We start from the raw sequence: 18,190 nt of genomic DNA, 5'->3' as shown, positions 1-18,190 counted from the left end.
GCTCCAAAAAGGTAATAAATAAAAATGTCCATCTCCTTTTCATCCCCGAATCTTTGCTGAAGGGCAAATATTCGAATGTCTTCAAAGCAAATGGACATTTTTATTTAAAACAAGTATCGCACCATCGCATGATGCCTAAAAATAGGAGTAAAGTAAAATAAGGATAGGTCTGGACGGGTCGAGATTTCGCCTGTGCCGGAGTAATATATCGTGTAATATTTCAAAAAAAAAGAGCATGTTCTGAAAAGACCTGGAAAGATTTTGTCGCCCTTCAGCGTGCAAAAGATTTCAGTCTTTGAAGAATATGCTCTTTTTTTAAAGAACAGCTTAATACCATACAGCCGTTCTCTCTAAGTTCACTTAATCGCAGTTAGGAATGGTATAGGTCCATGTTTCTGCAATTCCGGTTGGAAAGCTATAAATCATTCCCTTACCCATTTCAAACCAAAGCTTGCCACGTAATTTTTCACGGCTACCAATTTCATTCATAGAAAGGCTATCATAGATTCTGCCATTGATGACTACATATTTAATCTTTTCAGAATTTCTAATGTCATTTAAAGGGTTCGCATCCATCACAATAAGATCCGCCAGTTTACCCGTTTCCAATGAACCGATTTCTTTATCCATACCCAGGTATGCCGCACCGTTTAAGGTGGCACTACGGATCGCCTGTAAAGGAGTCATTCCTCCTTGTACCAGCATCCACAATTCCCAGTGTGCACCCAATCCCTGAATCTGTCCATGGGCACCCAGATTTACTTTTGTTCCGCCATCTGCAATTTGTCTAACGGCTTTGGCTACTTCGATATGTCCGTAATCTCCATATTCTGAAGTTGTTCTTCTTCTGGCACGGGCATCAATGATGGCGCGTGGGGTAAAGGCCATGAGCCTTTCATTTTCCCATACATTGGTACGGTCATACCAGTAATTTTCGCCCCACTGGCTGCCATAACTTACAATTAAGGTCGGTGTATAGGCGACACTGGTATTGTTCCAGAAAGACGTTACATCTTTATAGACCGGTGCCATAGGAATGCTGTGTTCAATTCCGGTATGTCCGTCGGCCACCATATTCATATTGGTAAAAAAGGTAGATCCTCCTTCCGGTACAACTTCCATTTTTAATTGTCTGGCTGCTTCCAGGATTTGCTGACGTTGCTCTCTTCTAGGCTGGTTGTATGATTTTACCGAAAATGCACCTACTGCTTTTAACCTTTTGAGGTGAGAAAGGGCATCGTCAAGGCTATTGATCACGACTTTAAAATCTCCGTCTGCTCCGTATAAGATGGAACCTGTAGAATATAAGCGCGGGCCGACCATTCTTCCTGCTTTTAACATTTCCGCCTGACTGAACACCATTTCCGTATTCGAAGAAGGATCATGTGAGGTGGTTACGCCAAAGGCGAGGTTGGCCATGTACGACCAGTCCTGCTGTGGTGAAATCCCATCCGGACTGGTTCTTAAATGCGCGTGTACATCTACGATTCCTGGCATAATGGTTTTTCCGGTCACGTCAATTACCCTGGCCTGATCTGGAATGGTCATTTCTGATGCCCTTCCGATGGCAATGATTTTATTGTTTTCGATCAGGATGGTCCCTTCTTCAATCACGTCATCGCCCTTCATGGTTACGATTCTTGCTCCTTTTAAAGCAAGTAATCCAGTGGGTGCATCGCTTTTAAGTTTCAATCCTATGGAAAGACCTGCGGTATCCGGTTTTCGAACAGCTTGATTTCCTGCATCTGTGAAGTTAAAGGCGCTGCTGATCTCTCTGCTGAAATATTGTTCCCCTAAGGTCCAGAAGAGCTTCTGACTGTCATTGCTCCAGTGGATATAAGTCCCGCCATCGGCCGTAACCCTGGTCAATGGAATCGATTTGTTGGTGGAAGAAAGTTCCAGAGGAGTTCCAACGGTTACCATTGGGGTGATGTATACATTAAATAATTCGGTAAAAGCCATCCACTTGCCATCTGGACTTGGTGTAAACTGAGTTACATAAGTAGAAGTATAGTGTGTTCTTTCATTTCCGCCATTCAGGTCGACACTTTTAAAGGCTCTTTTTCCGCCTTCATTTCCCTGGAAATAGATGCGGGTATCGTCGGTATTGAATTGTGGTTTAATCCCGTTATCAGAAACCAGGGTCTTTGCACCGCCATTGGCCGGCATGATAAAGATGCCCGTTCCTCTGCCATAGGCATAGCCAAGCACATCATTTCCGATGCCTTTTCTGAAAATAATTTTATCGCCTTTATTGGAATAAGAAGGAGAGTAGTAGAAGCCTTTTTCGTCGGTTAGGCTAATGGTTTTTCCTGATTTCAGGTCTGTTCTTTTAATGGCTCCTTTTAGCTCATCATTCCAGGTGGTATAAATCACATATTTTCCATCATTACTGATTTTAGGTTCAAATTCGAAGTCGATGCCATTGCTTACCCTTTCCGGAGTTCCGTTGGGCAATTCCTTTTTATATAGAAATCCGGCTGCATTGAAAACGACCATTTTTCCGTCGGCAGAAGTAGTCAGCTGACGGATCATTTTTACATCGAACTCATTGCTGTAGACGTTGTGTGGAAAATGCAGGGCTTGCTGAACAGTCTGGCTACTGTTTACGCGGAATGGAATCTCGTTTGCCGTGAGTGAGGCAAGGTCTACTTTTTTGATTTTCCCTTTGGCATAGAACACCAGTCCTTTGCCATCCGGAATCCAGGCGTAGTTCGGATAAACACCAAAGATGGCCCAGGTTTCCTGCTGGTCGTGAGAAAGGTCTTCATAAATCGGCCATTCCTCGCCGGTGCGTAAATTTTGAACATACATGACCGATTTTAAGCGGACACGTTTTACATAAGCCATCATTTTACCATCCGGAGATATTTGTGGTCTTGCGGCGCCACCTTGTTGTGCAATCAGGTTGCTGAGCTTTCCCGTGGTCATATCCAGCTGACGGATAGCATAGATCAATCCATTTGGATCTTTACTATATTCGAAATTTGGTCCCGGTGCCATATCTTCACTGAAATAAAGATACCTGCCGTTCGGACTGATGTTGGGCTCTCCGGCATCCTGCTGGTCATTTTTTCTCTTGGTCAGCTGAACCCCTTCACCACCATAAATACTATACATCCACATTTCTCCTGCACCCAGTGAACGTGAACCGGTAAAGTGTTTTCTGGCGACCAGGTATTCACTGTTTGGCATCCAGGTGGCGTTATTCAACAGGCGGAAGGTTTCTTTAGTTACCTGTCTTTTATTGGAACCATCGCGGTTCATGATCCAGATGTTGTCTGCACCATTCTTATCGCTTGTATAGGAAATGTATTTGCCATTTGGGCTGAAACGGGGCTGAATGTCCCAGGCAATGCCTCCGCTAAGTAAGACCGCGGAGCCTCCTGTAATGGGCATGCTGTAAATGTCACCCAACAGATCAAAAACAATATCTTTACCATCCCCGCTAACATCAAGGTTCATCCAGGTGCCTTCATCAGTATCTATACTGAAATTTTTTGTAGGACCCTGGTATTTTTCGATGTCCCATTTCTTTTCCTGGGAACTCTTTTCCTGAGAAAATGCGGAATGAAAAATGAGCAGGAAAAATAGGGGAAGTAATGTTTTCTTCATAGCGGAGTGTCGTATAAATTAGCCCGCAATTTAATAATATCAGTTCATTTTTATAGTTTTGATGAGTAACCTTTTTATGAGTGAAGCCGAGATACTAAAAAGATACTGGGGATTTGATTCTTTCAGACCATTACAGTCAGACATTATCAGTTCCGTTTTAAATGGCCATGATACCCTGGCATTGCTGCCCACTGGAGGAGGGAAATCCCTTTGCTTTCAGATACCTGCATTGGTAAAGGAAGGGATATGCATTGTCATTTCCCCGCTGATTGCCCTGATGAAAGATCAGGTCGAAAACCTGAAAGCGAAAGGAATTGAGGCGGTCGCAATTTATGCAGGAATGGGAAAAAGAGAAATCGACATCCTGCTCGACAATTGCATTTATGGAAAAATAAAGTTTTTATACTTGTCGCCGGAACGATTATTATCAGAAATAGTGCGGGTTCGGATTTCCTATATGAACGTAAACCTGATTGCCGTGGATGAAGCGCATTGTATTTCACAATGGGGTTATGATTTCAGGCCTCCTTATCAGCAGATTGCGGAGATCAGGGACATCCACCCTAAAGTGCCGGTATTGGCACTTACTGCTACTGCAACTCAGTTTGTACGTGCAGACATCATCGAAAAATTAAAATTTACCGCGCCCAAAGTATTTGTTCAGAGTTTTGAACGTAAGAATCTGAGTTATGTGGTGCTGGATAAAGAAGATAAGTATAAAAAGCTGATCGATATCGTCAGGAATGTGAAAGGAACAGGACTGGTTTATGTTCGCAATAGAAGAGAGACCGCAGAAGTGGCTTCTTTCCTGATGAGAAACCAGATTGCTGCGGATTTCTATCATGCGGGCATACCAAGAGAAGAACGTTTCCGGAAGCAGGAAGACTGGAAAAAGAATAAGATCAGGGTGATGGTGGCTACCAATGCCTTCGGAATGGGAATCGATAAAGCGGATGTGCGTTTTGTGGTTCACCTGGATTTGCCGGAGAGTCTGGAAGCCTATTACCAGGAGGCAGGTCGTGCCGGAAGGGACGAACAAAAGGCCTATGCGGTGTTGCTGGCCAATAAATCTGATCAGGTGGCCTTAAAGGCCAAATATGCGGATCATTTTCCAACGGTAGAGGACATTAAAAAAACATACCATTACCTCGGTAATTATTTCCAGCTGGCTTTTGGTGCAGGAGAGGGGTTGACCTTTAATTTTGACCTTGCCGATTTTTGTAAGCGGTTTAATGTTGGAGTCATCAAAACCATGGCTGCCCTGAAGTTTTTAGAACATGATGGCTATCTGACTTTGTCGGAAAATATCTTTTTACCCTCCCGGGTGTTGTTTACGGCTTCGCATGAAGATGTGTATCGTTTTCAAATTGAAAATGCAGGATATGACCCCTTGATAAAGGCAATTTTAAGGTCTTATGGAGGGGCATTTGATCAATATGTGAAAATTGAGGAAAATGAGATTGCTAAAAAAGTAGGATTGTCCTTTAGTACGGCAAGGAAGATGATCAGCAACCTGGAAGAACAGGGATTGTTGTCTTATTTGCCGCAATCTGATCAGCCTCAGCTACAATATATTCGCCCGAGGGTTGATTTTGTCCATATGGATATCGATGTAAAATACATCAAACTGAGAAAAAAGATTCAATTGGATCAGATCAATGCGGTATTGGCCTATACGGGGAACGCCGAATGCCGGAATGTGCAGTTGTTGAGGTATTTCGATGAACCTAATGCCGACAAATGTGGCGTTTGTGATGTTTGTCTGGCGGAAAAGAAAGAGGATGATCTCGACCTGTTGTCAGACCGCATCGACTTTGAGCTGATGAAACTCTTGCAAACGCAGACACAAACGATCGAAGACCTGATAACGGGCCTCAAATCCGGCACTGAAAATCAAAAGCTGGAACGCATCCGCGAATTGCTGGATGCCGGAAAAATTAAAACTGACGGTAAAAACTATTATCTTTAAATTGCAACAAATCAATATACCTATGAAGAAATTAAACCTTATTGTGCTCGCTTTCCCTGTTTTATTGGCAGGATGTACGGCTGAATGTGTGAAAGATTCCGGAATTCAGACGAGTAAAGTGGTGGAGCTGAAAAGCTATGATAAAATCAAAGTGAGCGGAACAATTAAGTTGGTTTTGACACAGGATAGCAGCTATAATGTGAAGATTCAGGCAGATTCAAATGTAATGAGCCACATCAGGTCGAGGGTAAGTGGATCTGAACTGGAGCTTAAACTGGAAGATGGCAGCTATTGCGGAACAGATTCTGTTGTGGTTTATGCGGGGATTGGCGAGCTGACGGAACTCCATACCAGTGGAATGGTACGGGTGATTGGTGAAGGCCCTGTATATGTGAAAGACCTGAAAATGGACCTGAGTGGTAGTTCTGAAGTGAAATTAAACATCAGTGCGAGCAAGGTGACCACAAAAATTGATGGTGTGGGTAAATTGACATTGACTGGCCAAACGGGAACCCATGTGTTAAAAACAAGCGGAACCTCTAAAGTGGAAGCCTTTGATTTTATTGCAGGCATCTATGACATTACCGTTGATGGAACAGGAAAAGCAAACATCAATGTATTGAATGATTTGAAAGTGAAGACCTCGGGATCGAGTGAAATTTATTATAAAGGAAATCCAAAGAATGTGGAGGAGAAAAAATCAGGTGCTGCTAAGCTGGAGAAAGTAAATTAGCCGTAATTGCCGTTTTTTAGCTATTTTAGTCGCCTTATTTAATACATGGAACAAAAAAACGACAAGAAAGTTATCCAGTCATGGGCCTTCTTTGACTGGGCAAATTCTTCTTATAATTTAGTCATCACTTCCACTATCTTTCCTGCTTATTATACGATTATCACCACGACGGCGGCTCATGGGGATCAGGTGACTTTCTTTGGGCTTAAGTTTACAAATACGGCTTTATCGAATTATGCACTTTCCCTGGCTTATCTGATTATGGTGATCCTGTTGCCCATTTTATCGGCCACAGCAGATTACAGAGGGAATAAAAAAATCTTCATGAAGATCTTCACCTATATTGGCGGTATTGCCTGTATGGGATTGTTTTTCTTTAAACTGGAAACGCTGGAGCTGGGAATTGTTTGTTTCATCATTGCTGCAATGGGTTATATCGGTGGGGTGTTGTTCAACAATTCTTACCTGCCCGAGATTGCGACAAAAGATCAGCAGGACCGGGTTAGCGCTCAAGGTTATGCCTATGGCTATGTGGGTAGTGTCTTGCTACAGCTCATTTGTTTTGTTTTTGTCCTGAAACCTGAACTTTTTGGCATCACTGATGGTTCACTACCTGCAAGGCTCTCTTTTCTTTTGGTGGGGATCTGGTGGATTGGTTTTGCGCAGATTTCTTTTAACAGATTGCCGGCGGGGAGTCCTGATTATACGGCAATTAACAAAAATGTAGTGCATAGTGGTTTCGGGGAACTGGTAAAAGTATGGCGGCAGTTGAAAAGTATGAAAGTGATGAAGCGCTTTCTGATTGCCTTTTTCTTTTATTCTATGGGGGTGCAGACAGTGATGCTGGCGGCGGCCGGATTTGGAGAGAAAACTTTACACCTGGGTACCTCAAAATTAATAGCGGTGATCCTGATTATTCAGCTGGTAGCCATTCTGGGTGCAATATGGATGTCTAAACTGGCAAAAAGGATTGGGAATGTGAGTGTGCTGATCCTGGTGGTAGGCATCTGGGTGATGACCTGCATCTATGCTTATTTCATTACCAATGAATATGAGTTTTATGGATTGGCCGCAGTTGTTGGCCTGATTATGGGAGGGATCCAATCTTTATCCAGGTCTACATATTCCAAATTTATTCCTGAAAATACACCCGATACGGCTTCATTTTTCAGCTTTTATGATGTAACAGAAAAACTGGCAGTAGTGATCGGACTTTTTAGTTTTGCTTATATTGAGGAACAAACAGGAAGTATGCGGAATTCTGTTCTTGCATTGGCCTCGTTTTTTGTTTTAGGATTGATATTTTTGCTACTGCTTAGGAAAGTAGCACCAAAAATGGTTAAAGGTTAACCATCATACATTTTTAATAAGACCAATAGATACACATGAAAATAGAATTATTTGTTCCTTGCTTTGTTGATCAGTTATATCCTGAGACAGCATTTAATACGATAAAGCTATTAGAGAAGGCGGGTTGTGAGGTGTTTTATAATTCTGCCCAGACTTGTTGCGGGCAGCCGGCTTATAACGCGGGATACTGGGAACAGGCGAAAGAAACGGGAACGAAATTCCTGAGCGATTTTTCAGAAACAGATTATATTGTAGCCCCTTCGGCTTCCTGTGTAGGGATGGTAAAGAATGGGTTCAGTGATTTGTTTACCAATACCATTGTCCATAATAAATGCAGAAATATACAATCCAATATATTTGAACTTTCGGATTTTCTGGTCAATGTGCTGAAAAGAGATTATTTCGGCGCAGAGTTGGAAGGAAAAGCCGTTTATCATGATTCCTGCAGCGGACTGAGGGAATGTAAGATCAAAGAAGAGCCCAGACTATTATTGTCTAAAGTTCATGGTCTGGAAATGGTAGAAATGAAAGATACCGATATGTGCTGCGGTTTTGGTGGTACGTTTTCCGTGAAATTCGATGCCATTTCTTCTGCTATGGCGGAGCAAAAGGTAAACAATGCGCTGGAACAGGGAGCGGAGTACGTGATTTCCACCGACCTTTCCTGTCTGATGCATTTACAGGGATATATCGATAAAAATAACATTCCTTTAAAAACAATGCATTTGGCTGATGTTTTAGCGAACGGATGGTTAGAATATTAGTTTTAGGCGGGCATTACCTGAATAACCCGGAGAAATATTGAACTATAAACCTTATATTTGCTGTTAGACGATGAGAGCATCTCAAGTTGTTTGCAGTAATATTTTATTACACGTAAAATAAAAGTTATTGTAAATGTTTATAAATCAATTAATTCACTAAAATCATAGTTGTAGATGATTAACATTACATTACCTGACGGCTCCAGTCGTCAGTACGAAAAGGGCACAACTGCCCATCAAATTGCACTCTCTATTTCAGAGGGATTAGCGCGCAACGTTTTAGCAGCCGAAGTTAACGGTGAGATCTGGGATTCTTCAAGAGCGATTGAAGGGGATGCTTCTGTGAAGTTGTTAACCTGGAATGATGCAGCTGGTAAAGCTACTTTCTGGCATTCTTCTGCGCACATTATGGCAGAGGCATTGGAGGCTTTATATCCGGGTACAAAATTCGGTATAGGTCCTGCAATTGAAACCGGTTTCTATTATGATGTAGATTTTGGCGACAGAGAGTTTTCATCAGATGATTTCAAGGCAATTGAAGCCAAGATTTTAGAACTGGCCAAACAGAAAGAAGTTTTTGTTCGGGAAAGCGTTTCTAAAGCGGATGCAATCCAATATTTTACAGAAAAAGGCGATGAGTACAAGCTGGACCTTTTAGAAGGTCTGGAAGATGGAAAAATCACTTTCTATAACCAGGGACAGTTTACTGACCTTTGTCGTGGGCCACACATTCCAAATACCGGTTTTGTTAAAGCGGTGAAACTGATGAACGTGGCTGGTGCTTACTGGCGTGGTGATGAAACAAAAAAACAGTTAACCCGTATTTATGGGGTTACTTTCCCTAAGGCAAGTGAGCTGACTGAGTACCTTCATATGATTGAAGAGGCAAAGAAAAGAGATCACCGTAAATTAGGTAAGGAACTGGAATTATTTGCTTTCTCTGAGAAAGTAGGGATGGGCTTGCCATTGTGGTTACCTAAAGGTGCTGCATTGCGTGAACGTCTGGTTCAGTTTTTAACTAAAGCACAAGGTAAAGCAGGGTACGAACAAGTCGTTACTCCTCATATTGGTCACAAGAACTTGTACATTACTTCAGGTCACTATGAGAAATATGGTAAAGATGCTTTTCAGCCGATCAAAACTCCGCAGGAGGGAGAAGAGTTTTTCCTTAAACCGATGAACTGTCCTCACCATTGTGAGATTTATAAAGTTAAACCACGTTCTTATAAAGACCTTCCTTTGCGTTTTGCAGAGTTTGGAACAGTATATCGTTATGAGCAGAGCGGCGAGCTTCACGGGCTGACAAGAGTTCGTGGCTTTACTCAGGATGATGCCCATTTATTCTGTCGCCCGGACCAGGTAAAAGAAGAGTTCAAGAAAGTGATTGATCTGGTATTGTATGTGTTTAAATCTTTGGGTTTCAACGATTACATTGCACAGGTATCTTTAAGAGACGCAGAGAACAAATCGAAATACATTGGTTCTGATGAAAACTGGCATCTGGCCGAATCGGCGATCATCGAGGCTGCTGCAGAAAAAGGTTTACCTACTGTAGTAGAATATGGTGAAGCGGCATTCTATGGTCCGAAGTTAGACTTTATGGTGAAAGATGCTTTGGGAAGAAAATGGCAGTTGGGAACAATTCAGGTGGACTACAATTTACCGGAGCGTTTTGAACTGGAATATACTGGCAGCGACAACTTAAAACACCGTCCGGTGATGATCCATAGGGCCCCATTTGGTTCCCTGGAACGTTTTATCGCGGTATTGATTGAGCATTGCGCAGGTAATTTCCCATTATGGCTTTCACCTGAACAGTTTATCATTCTGCCGATCTCTGAAAAATATGAAGATTATGCGAAAAAAGTTTCAGATGAACTAAATAATTCCGATATTCGCGGTTTGATTGACTTTCGGGATGAAAAAATCGGACGGAAAATCAGAGACGCAGAGGTTAAAAAAATACCTTATATGCTGATTATCGGTGAAAAAGAGATGGCAGAAGGAAAGGTGTCAGTGCGTAAACATGGTGAGGGAGATTTAGGAGAAATGACTCAGCAGGAGTTTAGTGAATTATTAATCAAAGAAATAACAATTTAAATAGTATATAAATTTGGCATTAGGCAGACCAGGATTTAACAGGGGACCACGTCCTCCTTTTAAGAAAAAAGAAGCAGAACATAATATTAATCAGTTTATCAGAGCTCAGGAGGTTAGATTAGCTGGAGATAATGTTGAACCGGGGATCTATCCTTTGGCAAAAGCTTTAGCCCTTGCCGACGAATTGGAATTGGATCTGGTTGAGATTTCTCCAAATGCAGTGCCTCCGGTATGTAGGATCATTGATTACAGTAAGTTTGTTTACGAGCAGAAGAAAAAGCAGAAAGAGATTAAAGCAAACGCAAAACAGACCGTAATTAAGGAGATCCGTTTTGGTCCTAATACCAACGATCACGATTTTCAGTTCAAACTGAAACACGCGGTTAGTTTCCTGGAGAACGGGGAGAAGGTTAGGGCTTACGTACACTTTAAAGGTAGAGCAATTGTTTACAAAGAGCAGGGAGAGATTCTCTTACTGAAATTTGCACAGGCGCTGGAAGATATCGGTAAAGTGGAGTTATTACCTAAGTTAGAGGGCAAGCGTATGTTTTTAACGCTGGCTCCAAAAGTTGCTAAAAAATAAATAAATTACATAAATAAACACAGGTTATGCCAAAAATGAAAACCAATTCCAGTGCTAAAAAGCGTTTTTCGCTTACTGGAACAGGTAAAATCGCAAGGAAGAATGCCTACAAAAGCCACATCTTAACTAAGATGTCGACTAAACGTAAGCGTAATTTGGGTCACACTTCAATGGTGTCCGCAGCTGATATGGGCAACGTTAAGCGTATGCTTGCCATCGGTAAATAATTAAATTTTTAACCAGGTACCCGGTAGTAAGTTTGCTGTAATACGCAACACCGTTTATCAAAAAACAACACACTATGCCACGTTCGGTAAACGCAGTAGCTTCGAGAAGAAGAAGGAAAAAAGTCCTTAATATGGCCAAAGGCTATTGGGGATCAAGAAGTAAGGTTTTCACCATTGCTAAAAACACGGTTGAAAAAGGTTTGCAATATGCATACCGTGACCGTAAAGTTAAGAAAAGAGAATTCCGTGGATTATGGATTCAACGTATCAACGCTGGAGCACGTCAACACGGTGTTTCTTACTCTCAACTGATCGGTAAATTAGCTGCTAAAAACATCGGTTTAAACCGTAAAGTTTTAGCTGACTTAGCAATGAACCATCCTGAAGCTTTCAAAGCTGTAATTGATGCAGTAAAATAGATCGTAAGATCATTTTAATAAAGAAAAAGGGAGCAATTAGCTCCCTTTTTTTATGCGCGGTATTTTTTGTTAGAAAATATTTTTTATTAGAAGCGGAGGTGTTCTCCGGCTTTTTGCACGTTTTCCTTATCCAGGTTTTCCAGTTGAGGAATTCTTCCCAGGATGGAGACGCCGGAATACGTGGTAATGTAACGCTCCGATTCTTCATTGGCAGGGCCATTGAAAATAAGGCCTTCTACTTCGATTCCCCTTGATTTCAGTACTTCCAGGGTAAGAAGGGTATGGTTAATGCTGCCCAGGTAGTTCTGGGAAACGACCATCACTTTTGCATTTAAGCTTTTAATCAGGTCGAGGATCAGTTCCTGTTCGTTGATGGGAACCATGAGGCCACCTGCACCTTCAATCACCAAATGATTTGTGGTTGCCGGAGCTTTTATTGCTGCTGTTGTCAGCTGTATGCCATCGATCCTGGCGGATAAATGAGGAGAGAGAGGCTGGGTAAGTTTGAACTGTTCCGGATGGATGACCGTTTTCTGGTTGCTGATGAGTTGTGCTACCAACAGGCTGTCGCTATTGTCCAGGTCTCCGGATTGAATGGGTTTCCAGTAATCCGCCTGTAGCTTTTCCGTCAGGATCGCACTCACTATTGTTTTTCCGATACCTGTTCCGATTCCGGTGATAAAATAAGTTTTATTCATGTTGTTTTAATAAGACCAGCTGACTGATCAGGGTTTGAATTTCTTCATTGGTATTATAAGTATGAAGGCAGATCCTTAGTCGCTCGCTTCCTTTAGGGACAGTCGGGCTTAATATTGGACGGACATCCAGTCCTTTTTGCTGAAGGCTTTCTGCCGCAAATTTTGCTTTGACACCACTGTTGTAAAGTATGGTTTGGATGCTGCTTTCGCTTGGTGTATTCGTTATTCCAGCAGTTTCCATAGCCAGGGTATATTGTGTGATCCTTTCGGTAATGATGGGCGTATGGTCTGTTTCTGAGAGTAATTGATAGGCGGCATGAATGCTGACTATGGTATGCAGGGGTGCAGCGGTGGTATAGATAAAGGATCTGGCAAAATTAATGAGGTATTCGCGTAGGACAGGGCTTCCAAGTACAATTGCCCCGTGACAACCTAAAGCTTTTCCAAAGGTCACTACCCTGGCAAATACTTCCTGTTCCAGTCCGAGCTCCTGAACCCTTCCTTTTCCATGCTTTCCGAAAATGCCTAAGGCATGTGCTTCATCGACAATCAGGTTTGCACCGTAGCGCTTACAGCAGGCATTGATGGCTGTTAATGGAGCAAGGTCACCATCCATAGAATAAACACTTTCTACGAGCACATATATATTACCCGTAGCCAGTTTCAGTTTGGCTTCCAGTGCTGCCAGGTCATTGTGTTGGAAGGTATACCTGCTGGCATGGCTCAGGCGGGCTCCGTCGATCAGACTGGCATGAATGAGTTCATCAGAGATGATGGTGTCTCCACGCTGTGCCAGGCTCGAAATCAGGCCAACATTGGCATCGTAACCGGAGTTGAAGATTAAACCGCTTTCGGCATGGTGGAATTCGGCGATCATCGCCTCTGTTTCTTCTGTAAAGACATGGTTTCCGCTGAGTAACCTGGAGCCACCCGAGCCGGTGGTCAGATCGGGAATTTGCAGGAGTAGGTTTTCTATACGTTCCTTCAGTGCGGTTGACCTGGAGAGACCCAGATAGTCGTTAGAGCAAAAGTCGACTGGCAAATGGAGTCTGGATAGTTTTCTCAATGATCCGTTATCCGCTCTAGCCTGTAACCGCTCTTGTATAAACTGCGCTGCTTTGTTCATAGGATTCAAAAATAAAGAAAGCAGGAGGAACCTGCTTTCTTTATTTTGATTTTATGACAAATCACCGTTTCCGGTTGGTTAAGCTGATGTATTCCTCCTTAGTTTTTGTTGAGTTGCGAGATTGATTTCTGCATTTGTGCCATCATACTGCTCAGCGTCTCAATAGAAGGCTCCGGTGTAGGGTCAGGAAGCGTGGAAGAGATAAAAGCTTTGGCTTTCCATATTTCCAGAATTTCATCTGAAGCAATGGTATAAGGATCATAGACCTTATTGTCAGAGATCAGCTTCAATTCTTTGTTTTCTTTAAAGCGGTTTCCTGCTCTCTTATAAACTACGCCTTCGTTTTTGCTGATGATGATATAGGTTTCTCCGGTTTTTACATCATTCCAGTTGTCCAGGTATTCCGCAAGGATGATACTTCCCGACTGGATCGGCAGCATGGAATCTCCTAAAATTTCAAAAGCCCTGAAAGTTCCCTGTTTTAAGAAAGGGAGCGGGAGCTGAAACTTAGGCAGGTCCTTGATGTATTCCGGATCAGAGAACCCATTCAGATAACCGGCACTTGCCTTCACTGGCACCATTTCTATGTTCTCCTTGTCGTCCTTATCTACAGAAATGCTGAGAATTCTAAGGTTTGAACCCTGGCTTTTTGGCTTGGGTTTCCAGTTATCGTTTATATTTTCGTTAATAAACTCATCTATCGTGAGGTCAAAATATTCTGCTATTTTTTTTAGCAAATCATATTTAGGCTCAGCCCTGTCTTCTTCGTACGCTCCGATGAGCGATCTCTTAATACCCATGGCATCAGCGAATTGCTGCTGTGTGTGGCTTTTTTTCTTTCTTAGGTATTTCAGGTTGGAGGAAATATTTGACATAAAATAAAAGTTTAATATTTATTTGTTTTTACTAATATTGTTAGTATTATTGTACCAATAAAGTTAGTAATATTTATTCGAATACCAAATAGCTGTACTAACTAAATTAGTTTATATCATTTAATCCTTTAGTCATGAAGAAATTTGTATATATCGTAACTGATAGAAACCGCAAGAGTTTACATGTTGGAATGAGTTCTGATTTAATTAAGACGCTTGATTTTTATAAGCAGATGCCTAGTTTATTTTTTGATTGCGGCGAGCAGCTGACCAGATTGGTTTATTTCGAAGAGTTCAAGACTGAAGCGCAGGCATTGAGCAGATTTAAAGTCATCAGCAGATTTACCAGGATGCAGAAGGAGCGGATGGTAAGGGCTTGTAATCCGGATTGGATTGATCTGACGATCGGATTGGATTTTGAACATATCATCAGCAGTAAGAAACTGATGAACCAGGTGAATCTTCCCTTTATTCTATCATAGATTTTGAACCGGGACACCCCAACCGTTTGCCGGGGTGTTCCGTTCAAATGATTTTACCAGCCTGGAGCAAAGGTTAACCCAAATACACCGGCTTTAACGTCTTTACGTTGTAGTGGGAACGCGTAATACGGTTCCAGTACAAAATAACCAAATACATTGACCCTTAAGGATACACCAAAACTGATCGCAGGGACGCGCTCATTGGTTACCTGTTCCAGAATGGGCTCGCCTGCCGCATCTACTTTCGGATTTCCCTGGGCATCTATTCCAGGTTGAGTAGTGTAGGTTGGCTGACTTTTAAATACGATCTTATTGCCTTGATTCCAGGCTAATCCTGCATCAAAGAAAAAGTTAAGGTCTGTAAACAGGAACTTAGAAGGGATTTGCGCTAACTTCTTAGGACCTGTAAAAGGCAGACGGACTTCAAAATTGAAAACGGCCACTTTATTTCCTGACAATTGGTTAATGTCAAAATCTCCACTCGTGGAATTACGGCTTTTATAGAATGAATTCGCTTCATAACCTCTGATGAAATAAGGATACCCGATAAATAAAGGATAAAGTCTTTCTCCATCTTTACCGATTCTCATGTAGTTGAAAGTTCTGGCAGCAATGGTAAATGGTTTCAGGCGAACATACTTTCTGGCATCCAGAGATAGGGCGTAAAATTTATAATCACCAAAATATTGCTCTACACCCACACGGTACCTGAATCCATCCAGAGGAGAGGTAATACCCATAATGGAGTTGTCGCCAACAAAGGAGGCATTGGCCTGCATAATTGTAAATGAATTCAGTGAAAAACCCAGCTCTCTGGAAGCTTGTGCAGTAGGAACTTTACTTTTATCTGATCCAAGATAACCTCCGCTGATGCCGCCACCAAGGTCTTCATAATAATTGCTGAAGCGGTCTACGCGATAGCTATAGCGGGAGAAAGCACCACCCAATTCAAAGCGGTGTACTTTATTAAATGGATAAGCACCAAATACCTGCGCTTGCTCTTCAAAAGTACGGATGATATTTGTGCGGTCATTGAATACGTTAACTTTTCCGTTGCGGCCATCCAGTTGTTCAGCCACTACATCTCTGAAACCTGATACATATGGGGAATGGGAAATGGCTGCGCCCCAATTGATTCTGCTCGACTGGTTAATGTAACCTACCAAACCACCGAAATCATAGATCTCCCCATTGATGGCAAGGTTCGCAATGATTTGATTCTTCCCAAGAATATCACTGAAACGTCCGGAAATACCACCTTGCACACCTGTACCAAAACGACTTGTAGAAACACCTACTCCACCACTATTGGCCAGATAATCCAGTTTGAACTTAGGTTTGTAAGGAACCAGTCTCATGGAGTCTGTTGTTGTTTTTTCAAAACGTTCAAAATTCGCAAGGTTGGAGTTGACGATGTCCACACCCAGGTTCTCCATAGGAGGGAGGACTGCAGCATCAAAATTCACCTCGTTTGCATCTACGACTTTTGACCTGAAGTTGCTCAGTGGAGCGTTGTATAAGGTATAGCGTTGTGAACGGTAATAACTGTACACAATATCGTCATTTCTGGAAACGGACATTGCCGGTGAGAATTCCGTGATCCCGCTGATCCCTGTAAAATAGTCTGTCAGCTGTTTTACCTTTTGATCAGAAAGGTTATACTCATACATGTTTCTGAAACCATCTCTGTTGGAAAGGAAGAAAATCCTTTTGCTATCGCCGGAGAACTGTGCATTTAAATTGTTCGCACCAGCAAATACCGGGACATCAGTCAGGGTTTTACTTTCGATATCATAGACCGTCAGGTTGATCGGATGAACGGCGGTATTGGCATTTTGAGACATCGAAGCCCTATCAGAAGAGAAGACGATCTTCTTTCCATCCGGAGCATAATTCGGCGCATAATCAGAATAATTGTCGTTGGTAATCTGAGTCACCTGTTTTGTTTTTAGGTTGTAAGAGAAGATGTCACTCTGGCCTTCCACCATACCGGAAAAGGCAATGTCATCGCCATTGGCGGCCCATGACAAGTTTCCAAACTGAGTTACTTCGCCCATTGGCGCACGAAGGTTTACCTTTCCTGTCGCCACATCAATGATCATCAACTGGTTTCTTCCTTTGCTGAAGATACTGAAAGCAAATTGTTTACTGTCCGGCGACCAGGCGCCTGCAGATTCCAGGAAGTTAAAATCGTCGATATGGGAGTTGGAGACCTGACTGCTGAGCTTTCGGATGATCTTTCCCGTCTTTGCTTCCGCGAGGAAGAGATCGATTCCAAAGAGGTCTTTCTCCGATAAAAAGGCGAGGTATTGACCATCCGGGCTGATTGCCGGGGCCACATTCATATTTCCTGCATTTTTATTGTCTATCACTTTGGTTCCTGTAATTTTTACCTGTGAGCTGTCCGGCTTTAACATCGGACGGTAATGGGCTTCAATCGCGTTTTTCCATAGACCTGAAAGCGTGCGGTCATCATATCCGAAGGTATATCTCAATCCATTTTCATAACCGTATTTGGCTGTGGCCTTGAATAAGGGAACAATAGTGGTATCGCCATAAACGGAACCTACAAAGGTCCAGAAGGCTTGTCCATATCGGTAAGGAAAGTATTTGTTGGAATTGGTCAGGTCTTTTAAAGAGGGGATATCTCTGTTGAGGAGTGCATCTCTCATCCACATGGAGGTAAAAGCATCTACTTTTCCTATGGAAAGGTATTCTGCCATCCCTTCGACCATCCACAATGGGGTCTGGCTAATGCTTTCCAGTCCGATAGAATCCTTTTCGAGTAAAGTATGGTATTGAAAGGCGTGAACGAGCTCATGTCCCAACACATGTCGGGTTTGGTTGTTCAGTTCCATAACCGGCATGATTACCCTATTTTTGAAGGCTTCTGTTACCCCACCTGTACCAATCCCGATTTCTCCGCTCAGGGCCGTTGTGGTCTGGAAATCCGGGTGATTATTGTACAGAATGATTGGGTTCTTTCTTAAAAAGGTATCTCTGAAAATTTCCTGATGCATTTTGTACCAGGTCTCTGCATCCTGTGCAAACTTCTTGATTAGTTTCTCATTTTTAAGATAATAATAGATCTCAAAATGAGGTGTTTGCAAGACTTTGAATTTCTCATTCTTATACCTGACAATGTTTTGTCCGAAAACCTGGGCACGGACAGCAGTTGCAGATACGAGGAGAATAATCAAAACAGGGAGTAATCGTCTAAAGAGAGTAGAGCTCAGATTCATAGCGTGA

General features: G+C 42.4%; 14 protein-coding genes. 9 read left to right on the top strand and 5 right to left on the bottom strand.

Annotation, left to right across the window (positions count from 1 at the left end):
* Positions 1–360: 360 nt before the first annotated feature.
* A complete protein-coding gene (locus tag AAFF35_RS18305; protein WP_342327975.1) occupies positions 361–3,615 on the bottom strand; it encodes an amidohydrolase family protein in 3,255 nt (1,084 codons plus the stop codon).
* 61 nt (positions 3,616–3,676) lie between these two features.
* Here AAFF35_RS18305 and AAFF35_RS18300 point away from each other — a divergent pair, with 61 nt between their 5' ends.
* The 8 genes from AAFF35_RS18300 (at position 3,677) to rplT (ending at position 11,760) form a co-directional block, all read left to right on the top strand.
* Positions 3,677–5,584 carry an ATP-dependent DNA helicase RecQ gene (locus tag AAFF35_RS18300; protein WP_342327974.1) on the top strand — a complete coding sequence of 636 codons (1,908 nt, stop codon included), beginning with the start codon at positions 3,677–3,679 and terminating at the stop codon, positions 5,582–5,584.
* Between the two features lie 22 nt (positions 5,585–5,606).
* Entirely contained in the window at positions 5,607–6,317 is a 711-nt protein-coding gene (locus tag AAFF35_RS18295) for a head GIN domain-containing protein (RefSeq protein WP_342327973.1), read from the top strand.
* Positions 6,318–6,362: 45 nt separating this feature from the next.
* Positions 6,363–7,667, top strand: coding sequence for an MFS transporter (locus tag AAFF35_RS18290; protein ID WP_342327972.1), 1,305 nt, complete (start codon positions 6,363–6,365; stop codon positions 7,665–7,667).
* A 35-nt stretch (positions 7,668–7,702) separates the two neighbouring features.
* Positions 7,703–8,431 carry a (Fe-S)-binding protein gene (locus AAFF35_RS18285; RefSeq protein ID WP_342327971.1) on the top strand — a complete coding sequence of 243 codons (729 nt, stop codon included), beginning with the start codon at positions 7,703–7,705 and terminating at the stop codon, positions 8,429–8,431.
* 174 nt (positions 8,432–8,605) lie between these two features.
* Positions 8,606–10,531, top strand: a complete 1,926-nt coding sequence (thrS, locus tag AAFF35_RS18280) for a threonine--tRNA ligase (protein WP_342327970.1) — start codon at positions 8,606–8,608, stop codon at positions 10,529–10,531.
* Positions 10,532–10,544: 13 nt separating this feature from the next.
* On the top strand, positions 10,545–11,114 hold the full coding sequence (gene infC, locus AAFF35_RS18275) for a translation initiation factor IF-3 (RefSeq protein WP_008238148.1): 570 nt from the start codon (positions 10,545–10,547) through the stop codon (positions 11,112–11,114).
* A gap of 26 nt (positions 11,115–11,140) precedes the next feature.
* Complete coding sequence (gene rpmI / locus AAFF35_RS18270) at positions 11,141–11,341, top strand: 50S ribosomal protein L35 (RefSeq protein WP_041887185.1); 201 nt, start codon at positions 11,141–11,143, stop codon at positions 11,339–11,341.
* Between the two features lie 74 nt (positions 11,342–11,415).
* On the top strand, positions 11,416–11,760 hold the full coding sequence (gene rplT, locus AAFF35_RS18265) for a 50S ribosomal protein L20 (protein WP_342327968.1): 345 nt from the start codon (positions 11,416–11,418) through the stop codon (positions 11,758–11,760).
* 86 nt (positions 11,761–11,846) lie between these two features.
* On the opposite strand, the gene bioD is transcribed toward rplT, so the two are convergent.
* The 3 genes from bioD to AAFF35_RS18250 form a co-directional block, all read right to left on the bottom strand.
* The gene (gene bioD / locus AAFF35_RS18260; protein ID WP_342327967.1) at positions 11,847–12,458 is read right to left on the bottom strand and encodes a dethiobiotin synthase; all 612 of its coding nucleotides are present in this window, start codon (positions 12,456–12,458) and stop codon (positions 11,847–11,849) included.
* Entirely contained in the window at positions 12,451–13,584 is a 1,134-nt protein-coding gene (locus AAFF35_RS18255; protein WP_342327966.1) for an 8-amino-7-oxononanoate synthase, read from the bottom strand. Before AAFF35_RS18255 ends, bioD begins: the two co-directional genes overlap by 8 nt.
* Before the next feature lie 98 nt (positions 13,585–13,682).
* Positions 13,683–14,459 carry a LexA family transcriptional regulator gene (locus tag AAFF35_RS18250; RefSeq protein WP_342327965.1) on the bottom strand — a complete coding sequence of 259 codons (777 nt, stop codon included), beginning with the start codon at positions 14,457–14,459 and terminating at the stop codon, positions 13,683–13,685.
* A 134-nt stretch (positions 14,460–14,593) separates the two neighbouring features.
* On the opposite strand from AAFF35_RS18250, the gene AAFF35_RS18245 reads away from it, so the two are divergent.
* Positions 14,594–14,941, top strand: a complete 348-nt coding sequence (locus AAFF35_RS18245) for a GIY-YIG nuclease family protein (RefSeq protein ID WP_074604468.1) — start codon at positions 14,594–14,596, stop codon at positions 14,939–14,941.
* 53 nt (positions 14,942–14,994) lie between these two features.
* On the opposite strand, the gene AAFF35_RS18240 is transcribed toward AAFF35_RS18245, so the two are convergent.
* On the bottom strand, positions 14,995–18,141 hold the full coding sequence (locus tag AAFF35_RS18240; protein WP_342327962.1) for a basic secretory protein-like protein: 3,147 nt from the start codon (positions 18,139–18,141) through the stop codon (positions 14,995–14,997).
* Positions 18,142–18,190 lie beyond the last annotated feature (49 nt).

This window comes from Pedobacter sp. FW305-3-2-15-E-R2A2 (genome assembly GCF_038446955.1).
Classification (GTDB): domain Bacteria; phylum Bacteroidota; class Bacteroidia; order Sphingobacteriales; family Sphingobacteriaceae; genus Pedobacter.
Note: the sequence above shows the minus strand (reverse complement) of the source record. Positions and strands in the feature narration are given on the sequence as shown.